Raw genomic sequence first — 18,573 nt, 5'->3', positions numbered from 1 at the left:
TGTACGAAGTGATGCTACTACCCAGAAATGTCTAGAGACGCCAATGGGTTAACAGAAGCGTTCGAGTGAAGGTCGTTTCTAATGTAGCTGGATTTTATAATCTATGTCATACAGTGCTAAAGCTCAACGAATGAAGCATTTAGTATGTTTGTCGGTTACTTGTATTCAAAACCATATCTTCATTCGTTGAAGGTGTGGTTTTTTCTATTAACGAAAGGAGGGATGAGTCCTTGACTAATTTATTTGAAGATGAAGGGCAGAATTTTCGGTTTCTATTGTTTATGCCATTAGAAAAATTAAATGACTCATCCTTGGAGGTGGAGACCATGTTAACAACGCGTAACTTATCTGAGCGCGAGTTACGTATTTTGTTTGAATTGATGATGCACCCCGATGTCTTTCCTTTCGTTAGACAAAAAGCTACGACATTTGAGGAGTTTGTAGCACTTAATGATCAAGTCATAAAGGATGAAATGAACGGAATACTCATTTCACGAGTCATTCTCGATGAATTTAAAAATCCGATAGGCACGATTAATTTATTCGATATTTATAATCAAAATGGGTTCCTAGGCACATGGTTAGGGAAGCCATATCATGGGCAAGGTTATAATTTTTTAGCTAAACAAGCTTTTCTACGGGAATTGTTTTATGATTACAATATAAAAACAGTGTTTATGCGTATTCGCTGTGAAAATATTCGTTCTAGAAAAGCGGCGGAAAAACTACCATATACTATAAAAGCGAATGAAATAAGACCGATCCTATTTAATCAACTTAATCAACAAGGTTATCTCTATGATTTGTATGAAATTCCGAAAGACCTGTTTATCCAGACCGATATGATGGAAGTAGCCCCAGCCTAGAATGGTCATAAAGCAGCCATATTTTGTAGAATGGCTGCTTTTTTTACGCTATCATATATAATAATGGAAAGAAAAGGAAGTAGGAAGGGGAAAATACAATAGTGGAATCAAGAATGAAACCAATTGACGCAGCCCAGCAGTTTATTGAGAAGTACTTTCCTAATTGTGATTGTGCGTTGTTAGCTGGTAGTGTCGTTCGGAATGAAGTGACATCAACATCCGATTTAGATATTGTTGTTTTTGATGATTATGTACAATCATCTTATCGAGAATCATTCATAGAGTTTGGCTGGCCGATTGAAGTTTTTGTAAATAATTTTATATCATATCAACGTTTTTTTAAAAGTGATTACGAACGGGCTCGACCATCATTGGCAAAAATGATTTCGGAAGGTATTGTTTTAAAAAACCATGATTTTATTAAAAAGATTAAGAGAGAAGCGAATGATCTTTTGAAAAATGGACCAAAACGATGGAGTAACAAAACAATCATGATGAAAAGATACATGATCACCGATTTATTATATGATTTTATCGGATCATCTCAACGTGAAGTAGAAATTGTTATTGCCAGTCATTTACTTGAGTCTATCAGTGAATTTGTATTGCGGACCAATCGTAAATGGGTTGGTACGTCTAAGTGGCTGGTACGTACATTGGAAGATTATGATAAAGAACTTGCACATCATTTCTTTATTTCTTTTGATGAATTTTTTAAGACAGAAAATAAACAGCATATTATTCAATTAGTAGATATGGTTCTTGAGCCCTTTGGAGGCAGATTATTTGCAGGATTTAATGTAGGAAAAGATGAACTACTAAATAATAATAGTAAAGAGATAGAGGGTGAGTAGTTGGACAAACTAATTATGAAAAAAATATTAGACTATCATTCAGATTTAAACTTTGTCGATGGGCAAATTTCTAGAGATGGAACACTATTGTTACTTGAAACAGACATGCATGAAGTTGATTTTTTTGAAAGACCAGTTCCAAGACATGATTGGATGGTTAGGATGATTAACAAGGAAGGCTTGACATCCATCAAACTTAAGCATGTTCCATTAATACCTACAGAAGTAGACTTGTTTACTGATGGTACACTGCTTATTGTGCAAGGACGTTGTCAAAAAGAAGGGAATAAAATTGAACGTAATGCCCGGAGATATAATCCGAATGGGCAGCTTATCGATGCGTTTACACTTGGAGATGGCATTGCTCAAGTACAAATTGATGAAATAGATACGATATGGGTTAGCTATTTTGATGAAGGCATTTTTGGCAATTTTGGTTGGGATGATCCAATGGGAAAAGATGGTTTTGTTGCGTACTCAATATCAGGTGAAAAGGTGTGGAGTGTCACTGAACATAGTATGATTGATTGCGATGCCTTCCATCTGATTAATTCAAACGAGTGTTATTTTTATTATTACGATTTGGATTATCGTCTCGTTCACATAAAAGAAAACAAGACATTTAACATACTCAGTGTTCAAGGACAACATGAACTATCTCAATTTACTATTGATAAAATAGGCATCATCGGAACAGTTGATAATCGAATATTGAAGTATTTCCAATTAAAAGGAAAGACTTTCAAATTAAAAGGAAAAATAAAACTAGTTGATGAGAAGGGGAAACAGATTAAAGGACGCGTGTTTGTACGAGGTAGTTATATTTACGTTTACGCCAATCAATGTATATATTATAAAGAATTATAAACGAGAGTAGATGATATAGAGTGGCAGGGCGACGAGGAAAGGCATTTTTAAGTTATTAATGCGACCTAATTCCGTTTTCATAGTCTGATATTAGGTCGCATTGCATTGTGCTAAAGATAAGCCAAGTCATTATTTATTATTGGTTTTGAATATCGCTAATAAGTTGTTTAATTCGATTCAATGATTGTGGAATGACCTCATTTGCTTGTGAGATATCACGTATCAGGGTGCTGACCGTTTCGAGTTGATATTCGATGTTTTCATTACTTACAGTTGTCTCATCCATACTCTGATTAATTTGATGAAAGGCATGTTCTGTATTGGTCATTTGATGTCGGACATCTTCTAGGTAACGAGCGACATCAGCCATTGATGCCGTACTTTTATCAATTTGTTTATTCGTTTGACTAATGAGATTCGTAATTTTAGTTACAGAGCTTGCTGTTTGGACAGACAACTTTCTAATTTCATCAGCTACAACTGCAAAGCCACGACCATGTTGTCCTGCTCTTGCCGCTTCAATCGATGCATTTAATGCAAGAAGATTCGTTTGGTCAGCAATCGATTTAACCATTTCGATTATATCTTTAATTTGTTGGGAGGTTGCATCGAGCCCTTTCATATCATCGGTTGCTTTAACCGTATTTGTTTCCATTGTATCCAATGCGCGGCGCATTTCGGACAGGCGGTTATTCCCTTCTAACGCATCGTGTTTGGCGCTATCTGCTAATTCCGTTCCTTTTTTTGAATCGTTAGTAATGATTTGCAGTTGCTGAGATATTTTTTGAATGGAATGAGACGTTTCTTCTATCATCATAGCAAATTCATTTGAAGTTGTTTCTAAATAGTCTAAAATGACCGCTTTCTGTTCTGTTTCTTCATTTTTTATCCTCTCAATTTCCTCATCATAAGCCTCTAAAACGACTTGTTGCTCAAGATTGAGTAGTTTTTGAATAACTTTGATCGCTATCAGTTGATCTTCTATATTAGAAAAATATTTAGTCATCGTGTCTACAAGGCCATCAAAAATTTTTTCAAATGATGCAATATACCATTTCTGTGTCAAGCCGATATTAAGATGTATAATCGCAATCTGTTTTCTTTTATGTAAAAATTGTTCATTCATCGTACCAGAAAACATTTCAACAATATGTCTTCTTAACGTCTTTTTTAATCTTTCAATCGAACTATGTTCATTTATGATGTTTATAAGAGATGGATTATGCTCTAAATTGTCATAAAAATTATCGATAACTCCCTGGATTTCCTTTTCTACATATGGTTTAAGTGCTTTAGCGATAGCAAAATCTTCCCTTGTCAATGAAACCATTTGCAATTGCATGGCAAGTTCTAGGTCAACAGGAACTTGAACATGAGGAATTTCCCTCTGACTTAGCTCTAATAATGACGCCTCTTGTAAATTGTTTTTATGCTTAACTTTTAATAAAGAAAACACACAAAGCTCCCCCCTATATTTTGACTATAAGTGCTATTATAACGTTTAATATAGGGGAAATTAATAGGTCTTTAGTGCTAAAAGAATTAAAATATATAGAGAGATGTAATCACCACTCATCCCATTTGCTAGATAATATGCCGTTGTTTTTCAATAATGAAATGATCGAAGCTTCTTTTTCCCCCTTAAGCATTTCTTCCGTGCATGCGTCATGTGGATCAAAATTCATTGCTTTAGCTTCTTTTAAACTTGTTTCATCTAAAAAGTGTGTTGGTTCAGGATCAGATTGTTCGAAACAGGGTGGTGCGATATATGTCTTATAATGACGTTCTAGTATGATACGTGTGTCTAGAGAAGGATGAGTAGTGCCCTGTAGTAAGAAAACTAGGAATACAAATATGCTGATAAGCCCAATAGCAATAATGAAAATTGTCTGTTTCATATTAACGCTCATTTCACAATATATATACTCTATTATATAAAACTAAATATGAAAAAATGATGAATATCATTTAAAAAAAAGATGGATAGATAAAAGTATCTTCGGTATAATAAACCTATCAAAAGATCTATTTTGATTTACAGTAAGGAGAAACGTAGTGATTTAGAGGTGAGTTGATGAAGCAATTATCGTTTGTAAAACAATATTTAATGAAGCCCCGTTCAGTTGGAGCGATTCTACCAAGCTCGAAATATCTTGCTAATAAAATGATGGAAGGTATTGACTTCAACCGTGCAACCTGTATTGTAGAATTCGGACCAGGCACCGGTATCTTTACGGATGCATTGTTAAGTCGTAGAAAGAAAAATACAAAGCTTATACTCTTTGAAACTAATCAAGAATTTTGTGCAATTTTAAAGGAAAAATACCAAAACGAAGCGAATTTATACATCTATCATGCTTCAGCTGAATGCATTGAGGAGCATTTACTTCATCATGACATCCAATCTGTTGATTATATTGTATCAGGCCTGCCATTTGCAAGCCTCCCTTCACATGTTTCAACACAAATCTTACATCAAACGAAGCGATACTTAAAAAATAATGGTCAGTTTATTACATTTCAATACACCTTATTTAGGAAAAAATTTATCGGTAAATTCTTTAGAAACATACGTACAAAGCGCGTGTTTCGAAATGTTCCACCTGCCTATGTATTATTTTGTACGCCATAAAATATAAAGGACAAGTTCGTTTTTTATAAGAAAACCTCACAAGACGTTAATCTTGAGAGGTTTTGTCTTTTCTTACTTCTGCATTTGGATCACTGATTAATTCACTTGCTGCCTTTTTAAATTCCTGCAGCGTTTGTCCTGCTGCTTTACCGATTTCAGGTAACTTTTTTGGTCCAAAAATTAGGAGAGCCAAAACCAAAATAAGAATGAAACCGGGTATTCCAATATTACCTATTCCCAAAACGATCACCTCTTAGTTAGTCATTGAATCCGGTTTTATCTGCAAGTTTATTAACTGACATGTTTGTTGATTTGTTTTTCACTCACTAATTGACCACCATTCTTAAGATATTTCTCGATTCCTTCTGCAGCTCGATATGCTAGCGCACCGATTGTGGCCGTTGGGTGATGGCCTGCAAAATGCGGAAATGCAGAACCACCTACAACAAACAAATTTTCCATATCCCACATCTGTAAATAATTATTAACGGCAGAGGTGTCTGGATTGTCTCCCATAATAACTCCGCCTGCATAATGTCCGCCTTGATAAATATGATCGAACTCTTCGGGAATACTATCTTCATCAATAATATCTGCGCCCATTTCTTCCATTATTTCCTTACATTTTTCGACCCCAAACTTAGCAATATTCCGGTCTTGGTCTGTATATTTATTTGTAACACGAAGGAGCGGATCATTGAAGTCGTCTTTATAGGTTGGGTCTAAATCAAGGAAATTATGCCACCAAGGCATAATGGCAGGAGTGTACCATAATTGTAAATTTCGGTTCGCATAAAACAAGGAATTCTTCTTAAATTCAGATCCCCATCTCGGTGTACCTTTAGGGACATTGTTGCTTGCTATAGCCCCATCACCATATTGCCTTAGCTCTATACCACCACCATTAATAAAATCCAAATTTGTATGGTCGAAGTTATCTCCAGCGAAGTCACTCATCGTTCCCCCGAGAGCCCCTGCTCCCATATAAAGATTAAATTTCTTGTCCTTAAAAAATCCTCTCACGCCTCTAAATGTAATATTAAATTGACCATTAAAGTTTCGTCCAATGACACCTTTTCTAGTCTTCGGATCATAAGGCTCTCCTATATTCGACAACAATAAGAGGCGATTATTTGTAAATGTAAAGGCTGCTAATACGACAACATTTGCTGGTTGCTCATACTCTTGTCCTGTCCTTGTATCCACATACATAACACCGGTCGCTTTCCCGTCTTTATGAAGGACGCGTCTGACATATGACTGTGTTCGTAGTTCGAAGTTACCGGTTTTTTCCGCTGTTGGAATAACGGTTACAATTGCATCTGATTTGGCACCAAAATCACATCCATATTGGGTACAAAACGCACAATATTGACATTGATTAATGACCTCACCATCCGGATTCTCATACCTTTCGGATAGGTTGGCAGACGCAACTTGATAAGGATGATAACCTAATTTTTTAGCTGCCTCCTTGAATAGTTTGATTGGTGGTGTTTCCTTCATAGGCGGTGTTGGAAAGTTTTTACTAGAGCGTTTAGGCCCGAGTGGATCAGGTTCACCTGATAAGCCAGCAGTCTTTTCAAAGCGATCATAATACTTTTCCATTTCATCATATGTAATCCCCCAATCTTGGATCGTCATGCCTTCCGGGATTTTCTCTTCCCCATACCTTTCCACTGTTTGACTATATATTTCAAAATCATAGGGTAAGAATCGATATGTCGCTCCTGCCCAATGGACACTCCCACCACCTAAATCCGTCCCAGCCATCATCTCATCCTGTGTTCGTACGGGTAACGCCACTTCATCCAATGTGTTTCGGGAAGTAATGGTCTCATGGAATAAATTTTGCATCATTTCAAATCGATTTGTAAATCGCAGTTCGTCTTTGACACCTGTATAGTCTGATTGTGTTTTCTTTTCACCACGTTCTAATGCGACAACTTTTTTTCCAGCTTTAGCAAGTTCAGCCGATACAATCCCACCTGCCCAACCTGTACCGACAACGACAACATCTACTTTATCTCGTTTAATTACCACGTATATCACTCCAATTCTTATTACAAATCATGATTGATAGTCCCTTAGACTAATCGGGTCCATCACAATAAATTCATCACTATCAATTTCATTTATATAAGCAAGTCTTGGCCCAGGGTATTCTTTCATTTTCCAAGCCATCATATTTTTATTTCCACCGTATAAAGGATCGGCATAAACACCTTCAATCGTTGTCTGTAATAGCAAATTAAAAAACGTAACTGCAGCAACTCCTTGCATATCTACTTCGCCATTTTCAAATGCTTGTAATACTTCATCCTGTTGGTCTTCTGTGGCATCAACAAAATTCACATTAAATTGCTTTTGACTGACTTGGTCCATTTTTCGTAGACCTTGGATAAATATTTCCCCACGATTCAATCTGGACTGATATCTTGGGGTAGGAGTAGGCGCTTTGGTAGACGTGTTCGGACCCGATTTGTCCTGTTCACTATCTTTATGTTGATAATCATGTGTTTGTTGCGTTTGATAAAAGGGATCACGCATATACTCTTTTGCATTATTTCCCCATGCTCCAGCTAATTGTTTATCAATAAAGTAGGGAACACCTAATTCAATCGCGCCTGGACCATTGTCATCTTTTGGGAAAATACGTTCAGTAGCCGCTTTTAATACTTCAAAATCTTCTCTCCGGCTAAAAAACATACGCGCATCTTGTAACGGTTCCTCTTGGGCTACATCTTTGGTCGGTGTTTCTTCTCTTGTTAGGAATTGGTTTGTAAACAAGCCACCTAGTAAAGAACCACCCACAACACCTCCAGCAACCAATCCTGTATTTTTAAGGAAATGGCGCCGACTGACTGTTTCTTCATCATTTTTCGCCACGGTTTATCCCTCCAAAAAAAGTTAGTTACATTTATGTTTCCCATAGTTATCCAAAATATCCAATAGGGGGAATAATTGCCAGATTAGCGTAGTTAAAAAACATTGCAGAAGAGCAATACGATGACTTCAATCTACTATGTTTTAAATGGTTAATCATTCCCAAGCAACCACACTTCTAAAATTTGACTAAAGAATCTTTACATGAAACTCAGAATAATGTTGGATATATATTGCATTATTTTACTAATGGATGTAATATATAACCAACATAATGTAATATATATTTGTCATTGATGAGGTGGTCATTTGGTAAATAAAATTAAATTAGCAAGAACAGAAGCGGGATTAACACAAGAACAACTTGCATTAAGAGTAAAGGTTACAAGGCAGACAATTGGTCTAATCGAAAAGGGGAAATACAATCCAAGTCTGCAGTTATGTATTGCAATTGCAAAAGAATTAGGAAGGACATTAGATGATTTATTTTGGGAGGATTGATGATTATGAAATCTTTTTTAAATGTATTTTTGCCTGATGATGAGTATAAACGGACACGGATTCTGTATTTTATGGCAGAAGGAACATTTATTAGTACCATTTTGTTGATCATATTTGCGTTTATCAATGATGTTTGGTTGGAATTGAAACATATTGACTTCAGCTTCATTGCTCTAATTATCGCCGTTTCAAACATTGTCTATATATTTATCCGCTATATATTATCTGGAATTGAATATGCAGATGTTGTGACTGAAAAAAGATATAAAAGAGAAGTTAAGATTATTTTACGAGATGCGCTTGGATTCGGCGGGATATTTTTCGTACTGTCTGGAGTACAAACAGGAATTCCATCAAATTTGGAGACAACTATAGATCTTGTTGTTCCTGCCATAATGGGGGGATTATTCTTTTTCCTACTTAATTACATCTCATTAAAACGTTCTTATAAGAAAAATAAACAATTGTTTGATGAATGAGGGGTATGATTAAAAGTAGTTAGCGAGGAAAATAAATCAGTGATATTGTTTATATGTTAGTTCTGCTTCAGTAATTGATACAGCGATTATTTTTTTTCAATATAATAGTAGGTGGACGAATGCCAATAAAAAACATGCAATAGGAAAATACAAATGGATAAAGGGAATTTTGTTTTCTGCGTTACTTGGTATACTGTTCTCCAAATCGGGATTCATTTTAACGTATGTGTAAAAACATGTATTGAAAAATCCAGCCTTTGACAAAAAAGCATCATTATTATATAATTTTTGTGAATTGGAAATAAAAGAAGGAGGATTAAAAGTGCAATCTATGAGACTACGTTTCCCATCTTTGAACAAGTAACTAAATAGTTCAAAGGCTCTGTTGATGTACACAGAGTAAACGGGATAGGTCTGTCTTTTTTTAATCTTCTTCAATGAATATAAAACGATGTCATTTGTAGAAAGGCGGATAAGTCTGTCTTTCTTTTTTTGTTGTTCAAAATAATGGATGTCTGGATTCAAACAGACATCATTTTTTGCATGACTTCTTCCTGTTTACCTGTGGCATGGACAGATGTCCTACCAAAGTAATGGGAGGAAACTAAAGTGGAACAATTAACAGTGGAATTATCAAATGTCGAAGTTAGTTTTTTGGATCAACTCATCTTAGATATTCCAAAATTGTCGGTCCATCAATTTGACCGGATTGGTATTGTTGGAAAAAACGGTGCTGGAAAAAGCACATTATTAAAAGTGATAGCTGGAAAAATCACGCCAAATAAAGGAACGGTTCATCGCCTTGTTGAGTTTGGTTATTTCGGACAATTGACTCAACCAAATGAAACAGAAATTAGTTATGAATTATTGAGTAAATTAGCAGTTCCCGATGAAGATATCCAGCATTTAAGTGGTGGGGAACAAACAAGAATGAAATTAGCCCAATTATTTTCAACTTATTACGAAGGACTGCTTATTGATGAGCCAACAACTCATTTAGACCATTCTGGGATTGAGTTTTTAAAGGAGCAGTTGAAGTATTACTATGGTTCGCTTATTCTTGTTAGTCATGATCGGCAATTACTTGATGAGATCGTAACAAAAATTTGGGAAATTGAAGATGGACAAATCACGGAATACACGGGAAATTATTCGGACTATGTGAAGCAAAAACAATTGGAAAGACAGCAACACCAAGAAGAATATGAAAAATTTAAGAAAGAAAAAAAGCGTTTGTTAAAAGCTGCGGAAGAAAAAATGAAAAAGGCAGAGAGAGTTACCCAACCGAATAAAAAGCTTTCTAAAAGAGACGTAAAAGCCACAGCTAATCGAATGTATATGACAAAATCAAAAGACACAAGCCAAAAGTCTATACAAAGGGCGGCGAAAGCGATAGAAAAACGAGTCGAGCTATTGCCGGAAGTAAAAGCTCCACGAGATACAAAAACCCTTTATTTTCATCAGCCGGAAGCATTAAAGATGTATAATAATTTTCCGGTAATGGCGGATGAGCTAACATTAAAAGTTGCAAATAAAGTGCTTCTTAAAGATGTCAGTTTTCAATTTCCTTTAGGGAAAACGATTGCCATTACGGGGAAAAATGGATCGGGCAAGACATCATTACTAAACCACATATTAGATGACGGAGAAGGCATCATTCTTTCACCAAAAGTCGTCTTCGGTGTCTATCAACAAATGGCGTATCGATTTAAACAATCTGAAACGGTGCTAGAGTATATAAAAAATCGCAGCGATTATGAAGAAAGTAGAATTCGTGCTGTACTTCATGCAATGAATTTTACTGGGAATGATTTACGAAAAGATGTGCGTCATTTAAGTGGTGGAGAGGCAATCCGGTTAGTTTTGTGTCAACGGTTCTTGGGAACGTACAATGTCCTCGTCTTAGATGAACCAACCAACTTTTTAGATATAGACAGCATTGAAGCATTAGAAAATTTTCTCGCTTCCTATGAAGGGACAGTAATTTTGGTATCTCACGACCAGTGGTTTGTTGATCGTGTGGCTGATGTTGTGTATAAGATAGAGAAAGAACAACTTATTTTAGAAAAATGATTTATCGTAAACTCCGGAACAAGGATTTGGGTTCTTCCGGAGTTTTATTTTGATAGGGCGACTGAGAGATTAGACATTAATAAAGAGCTTCCTCATGCAAGTGATGAAAATCTATGATTATATGCCCATTAGCATCATCATAAATCATCTTTCGCCGTCTTAAATTTGAAAGTGTTCGACTAACTGTTTCACGACTTGACCCAATCATATTAGCTAATTCTTGATTCGTAAATGGTGTTGTGAGTAGTACATTTCCATTTTCTAATTTGTCACCATGGGATTGTGTGAGACGAAGTAAAAGTTTAATAATTTGTTCTCTTGTATCATTCATGATTTTTTCGCCAAGTCTTACTTGTAAATCAGCAATCAAACGGCTTTGCATCTGTAGGAGCTTCATACAAATTTCTGGGTGTTCAATTAACACGTTTTGGAAGTCTTTAATAGGTATATATAACAGCATAGCTTCTTCATAAACGACAGCATGAGCGGGATAATTTCCTTTCTCTAGAAAACCTTGATGTGGGAACATATCACCAGCTGTAAGCACATTGATAATTTGTTCTTTTCCATTGAGATCTGTTTTGTATATTTTAATTTTTCCCCAATTAATAAAGTATACATTTGTCATTGGTTCGTCTTGAAAAAATACATGTGTTCCCTTAGGTTGTGTGCGAAGCTTTGTCAAGGGGATAATAGGTTTTAATCCGGTATCGGAAACATCGTGAAAGATTTCAAATTTACGTAAAAGTTTTTCAACCATAGATTTGTTCATATGAAAAATTCCTTTCCAGAATCAAAAATAAAGGTTTAATGAAATGTCTTTATTTATATCATACCACGTTATATAAAAAGGATAAAAAGCAAGTGACAAAAATCACTGCGAAATAAAAATGGCTTGTTTACAATTAATACATGTCAAAAAAATCGGAGGGTATGACGTGTATAATCGAGATTATCATCAGAATCCGTTTATAGTTATCTGGGAACTTACAAGAGCATGCCAGCTGAAATGTCTTCATTGTCGTGCAGAGGCACAATATCATCGGCATCCACTTGAATTAACATTTGAAGAGGGTAAAAAATTGATTGATAATATTTATGATATGGCCAATCCCATGCTTGTATTCACAGGGGGAGATCCATTAGAGCGTCCTGACGTATTTGATATTGCCGAATATGCCATTAAAAAAGGTGTCCGTGTATCGATGACTCCTTCAGCAACACCCAATGTGACAAAAGAAGCAATAGAACGAGCGAAGAAAATTGGACTGGCTCGCTGGGCATTTAGTATTGATGGTCATTGTGCAGAAATTCACGACCATTTTCGAGGTACAATGGAATCATTTGATTTGACGATGAAGGCGATTGATTATTTACATGAACTTGAATTACCGCTTCAAATTAATACCGTGATTTCTAAATATAATTACAAATATTTAGATGAAATGGCGGAAATGGTAGAGAATTTAGGTTGTGTCCTATGGAGTGTATTCTTTCTCGTTCCAACAGGTAGAGGTAAAATGGATGATATGATTTCGCCTGTAGAGCATGAGCGAGTGTTACGATGGCTCTATCAATTATCAAAACGTGTTCCATTTGATATTAAAACAACTGCGGCCCAACATTATCGCCGCGTCGTGATACAAAGTAAAATGAGAGAAGATAAAGCAAAAAGTGATAAGAACCATATTTTTTATGAGGATGCTTTAATGCACGGAAAGACTGGTCAGATCGACGGGTTAGGGCGAGCACCTAAAGGAGTTAATGACGGAAATGGATTTGTATTTATTTCTCACACTGGCGATGTCTATCCGAGTGGTTTACTACCGATTAAGGCAGGAAATGTTCGCCACACACCCTTAGCAGAAATATACCGTGAATCAGAAGTATTTAAGAAATTACGAAATCCTGATAAATATAAAGGGAAATGTGGAATTTGTGAATTCCGCCATGTATGTGGTGGATCACGCTCAAGAGCATATAATGTAACAGGAGATTATATGGAAAGCGAACCATACTGTGTGTATATACCAAGAGCCATGCGCGAAAAGAAAAAGGCAGTGAAACAATAAATTAATGTGAAAACAAGTGAAGAGACGTGGTCTACTCACTTGTTTTATTTTTTAATCAGTTAGGTGAAAAGAGTATAAGGCTATGTTACATAATTCGTTTTATCTCTAAGTATGTGTAGAGTAGAAGGTTCTACTCCTCACTTATCTGCTATTTTTTGAAAGTCGTGCAGAGTGGAAGCGTCTATTCTTTACTTAATTCGCTCTTTCATCTTTAAAGGACAACCAGGTGTTGATAATGTCATCGTGACGCTCGTATGATTGTCTTCAACTTGAACATCATAGATTAATCCCCAATTCTGGATCAATGACTTCAAATAAGGCAGCTATAGCTTTTGATAGTAAAGACATCGCAAGAGCTCCATTAGCTCTGAAGTGATGTAAATCACATACAATATGTTCAAAGTGAATTGAATCATAGAATAAATGTGAGATGGCTCACTACAATGAAATTGCCCTCCCTTTATAATGAATTTAATAAAGTTAAGGAGGCTATGAACATGCGGGAAATCGAATTCGCAGTTAAAATCAATGCACCAGAAATAGAGCCCAGATTCCGTCACGCACATATTCTTGAACAGTTTGACCAGCTACCTTCAGGTCAATATATGGAATTAAAAAATGATCATGATCCAAAACCGCTTCACTACCAATTTATGATGGAAAGAAAAAATCAATTTACATGGGAGTATTTAGAAGATGGTCCAACGCAATGGCGAGTTGCCATTGGAAAAAAATAAATAACATAAAAAAGCGGATCATGAGCATTCATATGCATATGCAAATACCCCTTTTAGGCATTGCAGGGATGTTGATCTATCCATATTTAAAGGAAACATTTTCGCAGTTCTTTGAAAAATGGAATTATAACGGCATTCAAGGTATTTTACTATTTATGATTATCGTTATTTATTGGTTGTTTCCAAGAACAATGGATGAAGCTCTAGGTGTGTCTCATATTGAAATGTTTAAGTTTATTAGTTGGCCATTCTTAGCAGGAGTTCCATTAAGAGATAGTTGGGGGAAATTAAGCCAATTGGCTAAAGACATTTTTTTGTAGTCATTGGCACCATCTATACGGGAATGGGATTTCTCTATATATTTGCAGAGGATCAACTATGTAATAATTATTTAATTGTTGAGCAGCGGGCATTAGGTTGGGGTTTTTATTCATTGCTTTAAGTATCTTTCTTTACTTTGCTCAAGATAAATTAATTGATCATTCGAAGTATGAGTGATGAATATGATGATAAGAAGAAAAACAGTGGATTCTATCAAGTGCTTTGATATCCACTGTTCTTTTATCAGTTCCCGACAGAAGACTCCTACTTCAAGTGACTCGTAAGAGCACTAAGTGGTGGGTAGGTCAGTCATCGACTTGTAATAATTGTCGTAGTTCATTTGTTGCTTCTGGAGTCGATAAGAAGAGATCTGCCTCTTCAGAGTCGGTTTGAACGATAAACATAAACATACTTTTCTTATCTTGGTCACCTAACCAAAAATAAATGGCATGAGTCGGAAGGTCATCCTCATATTTTATGTATACATTATAATCAGGATCAGTTATCTTCCAATCATAGTCATCAGCTAATTTTTTTGCTGTAGTGATCGCTTTTTTAAATATTTGAATGGATTGTTTGTCAGTAAATGTGTAGAGGTAGTCATCTGTAAATTGTTCAGTATCTGTATATTTGGTTATGTTTACTTTAACGATCTCATCATCTAAGAGCGCCATCGTTTCTGATGTTGTTTCATCACAACCAATTAATAATGCCGAACAAAAGATAATGAACATAAATCCCCTTTTCATTCATTTTCACTCCTTTCTAATATATTACTTAACTCGAATTAAATACGCAATCATTTTTTTAAATTTTAATTATATTTGAACAACAAAAAAACCCCTGATATGATATCAGGGGCAAATAAAATATATGTTAAAAGAAATAGGGTCAATAAGAAAAAGATACTGTTTAATGAATTATTTGAAACATATTACAAGCGTTTGAATAAAATATTATTTTCCAAATGAATATGTTGGAATGTCATATCTTCAAGTTCGGCTAAACGAGCATAAGTCATACGATAAGAACCACATGCCTCCATAGGCGGTTCGAATCCATTTGTTATATCACGCATTTTCTTTAAAAAATCTCCTGTCACATCATGCTCGCCTTCCAGTTCTCCATTAGCGTCTCTAATTTGTTGGAGCAATTGTTCACTTGGTTCTTCTTCATATTTTTTAATTAACGGAAAGACTTCATTTTCTTCTTTTATTGAATGTTCTTCCATTTCAACTTTGAACTCATTATACACACGATGCAATTCTCGTAAATGAGGGTTGTTTGTGCCGTGAACTCGGAAAATCTTTGTAACAAATTCACCTAATGCCGGTAGCTCTTGCTTTAAATAGGCATGATGTGTATCGATAATATGATTGACAAGTTTTGATAATGGTACTTGCTCCCAATCAATAATGTCATGATCCTGTTTATTCCATTCTGTAAAAGCATGATTTAACTCAGATAAAATCGCTTCCTCATCAAGGTGACGTTCGTTAAATGTTTCTTTAAGCGGCTTACCACCACCACAGCAAAAATCAATACGATGTTTTTTAAACAAATCACTGGCCTGTGGAAATGTCTTCACAATATCTGCTGGTGTATGTTCAGCTGTAAATGTCATTTAGGTCCCCTCCATCCATGTTATAACATCATCATATTAAACATTTACGGAAAAGTCTGTGATTCATCTCACTATGTTTGAAAATTATTATTTAAACTTGACCTGCATCAATTTTTATTTTTAACAGAGACGATAAAATAAAGATAGAACAAAACAAGGAGGAATAAAACATGACAAAAGCAGTTTTTCAATTAGAACCGTTAACATGCCCAACCTGTGTTAAAAAAATAGAAACAGCATTAACAAATCAAGACGGTGTTGATATGGTAAAAGTACTCTTTAATTCAAGTAAAGTAAAAGCAGAGTTTGATGAAAAAGTCGTTGAACATGGTGAATTAGAAGCGCTAATCGAAAAGCTTGGATACGCTGTGAAAGGCACAAAAGTTTCGTAATTAAACAACTGGAGCTGTCCAACTCGCTATTTGACTGTTGGTCGCTCCAGTTTTTGTTTCTTATTGAAGCAAGTGGATTGAGCTGTACACTCGGCGCGAAATTGGGAAAATAGCCGAGATGTAACGAGTATGGCGCTCTCCCCGATGCGAACTCGGGGAAAAAGTGAAACCGCAACGAGTAAAGCTCTCTACCCGATGCGAACTCGGGGAAAAGTGAAACCGCAACGAGTAAAGCTTTCTACCCGATGCGAACTCATGGGAAAAGCGAAAACCGTAACGGGTAGAGCATCTTAAACACAAAACTTGACGATGGTCAATTCTTTATTTGCCAGGACCTTTTATGATAAAGATAGAAAGGAAGTGGTGAGGATGCAACTATTTATTAACAAATATAAAAACCAAATAACATTTATATCGTTTATCTTAATTGTATCAGCGTTTTTGATTGGTGGGGACTTTAAAAATAGCGCACTTATTTTAGCTACTGTGGTAGCGGGTGTTCCCATTGCTTTAAAGGCGTATCAGGCGCTAAAAATGAAAGCTTTTAGCATCGAATTACTCGTGACGATTGCTGTTATTGGGGCGCTTTTTATTCAAGAGTTTGTTGAATCTGCTGTTGTGACGTTTTTATTTATGTTTGGTGACTATTTAGAAGGACGCACATTAGAAAAAACACGTTCTTCCTTAAAAGAACTCGTTGATATGGCGCCACAGGAAGCGACTGTGATTCGAAATGGTGTCCATGCGACGATTCCTGCTGAAGAAGTTAATCAAGGTGAACAATTAATTGTTCATGCGGGTGGGAAGATTCCCGTTGATGGCGAAATTATTGCTGGTGAGGCTTCCATTAACGAAGCAGCAATTACAGGTGAATCAATCCCTGTCCGTAAAAAAATGAATGATGCTGTATTTAGTGGTACGATTGTCGATAGTGGTTATGTCGAATTGATTGCTGAAAAAGTAGGCGCTGATACGACTTTTGCTAAGATTATTGAGCTCGTTGAAGAGGCACAAGAATCTAAATCAAAAACCGAGAAGTTTCTAAATAAATTTGCGGCTATTTATACACCAGGTGTTGTCGGTTTATCGCTTCTCGTTTATCTATTAACGCGTGATTTGCACATAGCGATTACGTTTCTTGTTATAGCTTGTCCCGGGGCTCTCGTTATCGGTGCACCTGTGTCGAATGTTGTTGGGATTGGTAATGGGGCAAAACATGGTATATTGATTAAAGGTGGAGAAGTGATGGATAACTTCTCTAAAGTAGATACACTCGTATTTGATAAGACGGGAACATTAACGAAAGGTAAGCCAGAGGTAACAGACTATCACGTATTTGGAACAGAAGACCCAGAAGAATTATTCAAAGACATTGCACGGGCAGAATTAATTTCTGAACATCATTTAGGAAGAACGATTGTCCAGGAAGCGAAAAAACGAGGGCTAGATATATCAGGAGATGTAGATGAAGGCGAAGTAATTAAAGGAAACGGGATTAGAGCTACCGTTGATGGGCGATTATTTGTATTAGGCAACCGAAAATTGATGATGAAGGAAAACATTGCTATCACTCAAGAAATAGAAAACGTTGCCGTCGACAGAGAAAAGCAAGGGAATACGGCCATATTTGTAGCAGTAGAAGGTGAGATAAAAGCAATTATTTCTATCGCTGATGAGATTCGTGATGATGCCAAAGAAGCTATATCTGAAATGCGGCAAAATGGGGTCAAGAAAATCATTATGCTTACAGGGGATAATGAATATACAGCAAGACTTGTTGCTGAAAAATTAGGTTTAGATGCGTACTATGCCGAATTACTGCCGGAAGACAAAGTCGAATATGTAAAGCGATTAAAGGATGAAGGTCATGTAGTAGCCATGGCAGGTGATGGTGTTAATGATGCACCAGCGATAGCAACAGCTGATATCGGGGTTGCCATGGGTGAAGGTGGGACTGACATATCAATGGAAACAGCCGATGTCGTTTTAATGGCTGACCAATTAAAACAATTTTCTCATGCTTTTTCTTTATCAAAGGCAAGTATGCGTAATATGAAGCAAAATATTTGGATCGCTGTTGGGACCGTTGTACTCCTCTTGATTGGTGTATTAAAGGGTACCGTTCATTTAGCGTCGGGTATGTTTATCCATGAAGCAAGTGTGTTAATCGTTATTTTAAATGGGATGAGATTGATGACGTTTAAGCGTGATAAAAAGAAATTTAAAAATAGTAGTACGTTAGAAACGGATGAGGTCGTTCTATAAAGAA

At 36.0% G+C, this 18,573-nt stretch carries 21 protein-coding genes and 1 riboswitch; of the genes, 12 read left to right on the top strand and 9 right to left on the bottom strand.

The window, feature by feature from the left end; translation table 11 throughout:
* Positions 1-142, top strand: a riboswitch (M-box (ykoK) riboswitch). This riboswitch is flagged as partial in the annotation.
* A 184-nt stretch (positions 143-326) separates the two neighbouring features.
* From VIG73_RS11540 to VIG73_RS11530, 3 genes are all read left to right on the top strand, one after another.
* Complete coding sequence (locus VIG73_RS11540) at positions 327-866, top strand: GNAT family protein (protein ID WP_331642120.1); 540 nt, start codon at positions 327-329, stop codon at positions 864-866.
* 113 nt (positions 867-979) lie between these two features.
* Positions 980-1,720, top strand: coding sequence for a nucleotidyltransferase domain-containing protein (locus VIG73_RS11535; protein WP_331642118.1), 741 nt, complete (start codon positions 980-982; stop codon positions 1,718-1,720).
* Positions 1,721-2,587: a hypothetical protein gene (locus VIG73_RS11530; protein WP_331642116.1), complete on the top strand. Its 867-nt coding sequence runs from the start codon at positions 1,721-1,723 to the stop codon at positions 2,585-2,587.
* Between the two features lie 136 nt (positions 2,588-2,723).
* Here the strand turns inward: VIG73_RS11530 and VIG73_RS11525 are convergent, their stop codons facing one another.
* Both VIG73_RS11525 and VIG73_RS11520 read right to left on the bottom strand, forming a co-directional pair.
* On the bottom strand, positions 2,724-4,043 hold the full coding sequence (locus VIG73_RS11525; protein ID WP_331642115.1) for a globin-coupled sensor protein: 1,320 nt from the start codon (positions 4,041-4,043) through the stop codon (positions 2,724-2,726).
* 109 nt (positions 4,044-4,152) lie between these two features.
* Positions 4,153-4,485 carry a hypothetical protein gene (locus tag VIG73_RS11520; protein WP_331642113.1) on the bottom strand — a complete coding sequence of 111 codons (333 nt, stop codon included), beginning with the start codon at positions 4,483-4,485 and terminating at the stop codon, positions 4,153-4,155.
* A gap of 176 nt (positions 4,486-4,661) precedes the next feature.
* On the opposite strand from VIG73_RS11520, the gene VIG73_RS11515 reads away from it, so the two are divergent.
* Positions 4,662-5,219: a class I SAM-dependent methyltransferase gene (locus VIG73_RS11515; RefSeq protein ID WP_331642111.1), complete on the top strand. Its 558-nt coding sequence runs from the start codon at positions 4,662-4,664 to the stop codon at positions 5,217-5,219.
* Positions 5,220-5,265: 46 nt separating this feature from the next.
* Here VIG73_RS11515 and tatA read toward each other — a convergent pair whose 3' ends face one another.
* Genes tatA through VIG73_RS11500 form a run of 3 tightly spaced genes read right to left on the bottom strand, consistent with a single transcriptional unit; the run spans position 5,266 to position 8,108 of the window.
* Entirely contained in the window at positions 5,266-5,460 is a 195-nt protein-coding gene (gene tatA / locus VIG73_RS11510; protein WP_331642109.1) for a twin-arginine translocase TatA/TatE family subunit, read from the bottom strand.
* 50 nt (positions 5,461-5,510) lie between these two features.
* Positions 5,511-7,262 carry a GMC family oxidoreductase gene (locus VIG73_RS11505; RefSeq protein ID WP_331642107.1) on the bottom strand — a complete coding sequence of 584 codons (1,752 nt, stop codon included), beginning with the start codon at positions 7,260-7,262 and terminating at the stop codon, positions 5,511-5,513.
* Between the two features lie 27 nt (positions 7,263-7,289).
* Positions 7,290-8,108 (bottom strand): gluconate 2-dehydrogenase subunit 3 family protein, encoded by an 819-nt coding sequence (locus VIG73_RS11500; protein WP_331642105.1) that lies wholly within the window; start codon positions 8,106-8,108, stop codon positions 7,290-7,292.
* Between the two features lie 306 nt (positions 8,109-8,414).
* Here VIG73_RS11500 and VIG73_RS11495 point away from each other — a divergent pair, with 306 nt between their 5' ends.
* The 3 genes from VIG73_RS11495 (at position 8,415) to VIG73_RS11485 (ending at position 11,158) form a co-directional block, all read left to right on the top strand.
* Positions 8,415-8,606 carry a helix-turn-helix transcriptional regulator gene (locus VIG73_RS11495; RefSeq protein ID WP_331642103.1) on the top strand — a complete coding sequence of 64 codons (192 nt, stop codon included), beginning with the start codon at positions 8,415-8,417 and terminating at the stop codon, positions 8,604-8,606.
* Positions 8,607-8,611: 5 nt separating this feature from the next.
* Positions 8,612-9,085 (top strand): DUF3278 domain-containing protein, encoded by a 474-nt coding sequence (locus tag VIG73_RS11490; RefSeq protein ID WP_331642101.1) that lies wholly within the window; start codon positions 8,612-8,614, stop codon positions 9,083-9,085.
* Between the two features lie 609 nt (positions 9,086-9,694).
* Complete coding sequence (locus VIG73_RS11485; protein ID WP_331642099.1) at positions 9,695-11,158, top strand: Msr family ABC-F type ribosomal protection protein; 1,464 nt, start codon at positions 9,695-9,697, stop codon at positions 11,156-11,158.
* Positions 11,159-11,234: 76 nt separating this feature from the next.
* Here the strand turns inward: VIG73_RS11485 and VIG73_RS11480 are convergent, their stop codons facing one another.
* The gene (locus VIG73_RS11480) at positions 11,235-11,930 is read right to left on the bottom strand and encodes a Crp/Fnr family transcriptional regulator (RefSeq protein WP_331642097.1); all 696 of its coding nucleotides are present in this window, start codon (positions 11,928-11,930) and stop codon (positions 11,235-11,237) included.
* 118 nt (positions 11,931-12,048) lie between these two features.
* Between VIG73_RS11480 and VIG73_RS11475 the strand changes: the two genes are divergently transcribed.
* The gene (locus tag VIG73_RS11475; protein ID WP_331642095.1) at positions 12,049-13,230 is read left to right on the top strand and encodes a TIGR04053 family radical SAM/SPASM domain-containing protein; all 1,182 of its coding nucleotides are present in this window, start codon (positions 12,049-12,051) and stop codon (positions 13,228-13,230) included.
* Between the two features lie 188 nt (positions 13,231-13,418).
* On the opposite strand, the gene VIG73_RS11470 is transcribed toward VIG73_RS11475, so the two are convergent.
* Entirely contained in the window at positions 13,419-13,535 is a 117-nt protein-coding gene (locus tag VIG73_RS11470) for an iron-sulfur cluster assembly protein (RefSeq protein WP_414648407.1), read from the bottom strand.
* Positions 13,536-13,727: 192 nt separating this feature from the next.
* Between VIG73_RS11470 and VIG73_RS11465 the strand changes: the two genes are divergently transcribed.
* A complete protein-coding gene (locus VIG73_RS11465) occupies positions 13,728-13,967 on the top strand; it encodes a DUF2249 domain-containing protein (protein WP_414648406.1) in 240 nt (79 codons plus the stop codon).
* A gap of 32 nt (positions 13,968-13,999) precedes the next feature.
* Positions 14,000-14,287 carry a hypothetical protein gene (locus tag VIG73_RS11460; RefSeq protein WP_331642091.1) on the top strand — a complete coding sequence of 96 codons (288 nt, stop codon included), beginning with the start codon at positions 14,000-14,002 and terminating at the stop codon, positions 14,285-14,287.
* Between the two features lie 306 nt (positions 14,288-14,593).
* Here VIG73_RS11460 and VIG73_RS11455 read toward each other — a convergent pair whose 3' ends face one another.
* Complete coding sequence (locus VIG73_RS11455) at positions 14,594-15,037, bottom strand: hypothetical protein (protein WP_331642089.1); 444 nt, start codon at positions 15,035-15,037, stop codon at positions 14,594-14,596.
* A 185-nt stretch (positions 15,038-15,222) separates the two neighbouring features.
* Positions 15,223-15,912 (bottom strand): iron-sulfur cluster repair di-iron protein, encoded by a 690-nt coding sequence (gene ric, locus VIG73_RS11450; protein WP_331642087.1) that lies wholly within the window; start codon positions 15,910-15,912, stop codon positions 15,223-15,225.
* 170 nt (positions 15,913-16,082) lie between these two features.
* Here ric and VIG73_RS11445 point away from each other — a divergent pair, with 170 nt between their 5' ends.
* Positions 16,083-16,304 (top strand): heavy-metal-associated domain-containing protein, encoded by a 222-nt coding sequence (locus VIG73_RS11445; protein WP_331642085.1) that lies wholly within the window; start codon positions 16,083-16,085, stop codon positions 16,302-16,304.
* Positions 16,305-16,673: 369 nt separating this feature from the next.
* Complete coding sequence (locus tag VIG73_RS11440; RefSeq protein WP_331642083.1) at positions 16,674-18,569, top strand: cation-translocating P-type ATPase; 1,896 nt, start codon at positions 16,674-16,676, stop codon at positions 18,567-18,569.
* Positions 18,570-18,573 lie beyond the last annotated feature (4 nt).

The organism is Cerasibacillus sp. (assembly GCF_036516575.1).
Classification (GTDB): domain Bacteria; phylum Bacillota; class Bacilli; order Bacillales; family Amphibacillaceae; genus Cerasibacillus.
Note: the sequence above shows the minus strand (reverse complement) of the source record. Positions and strands in the feature narration are given on the sequence as shown.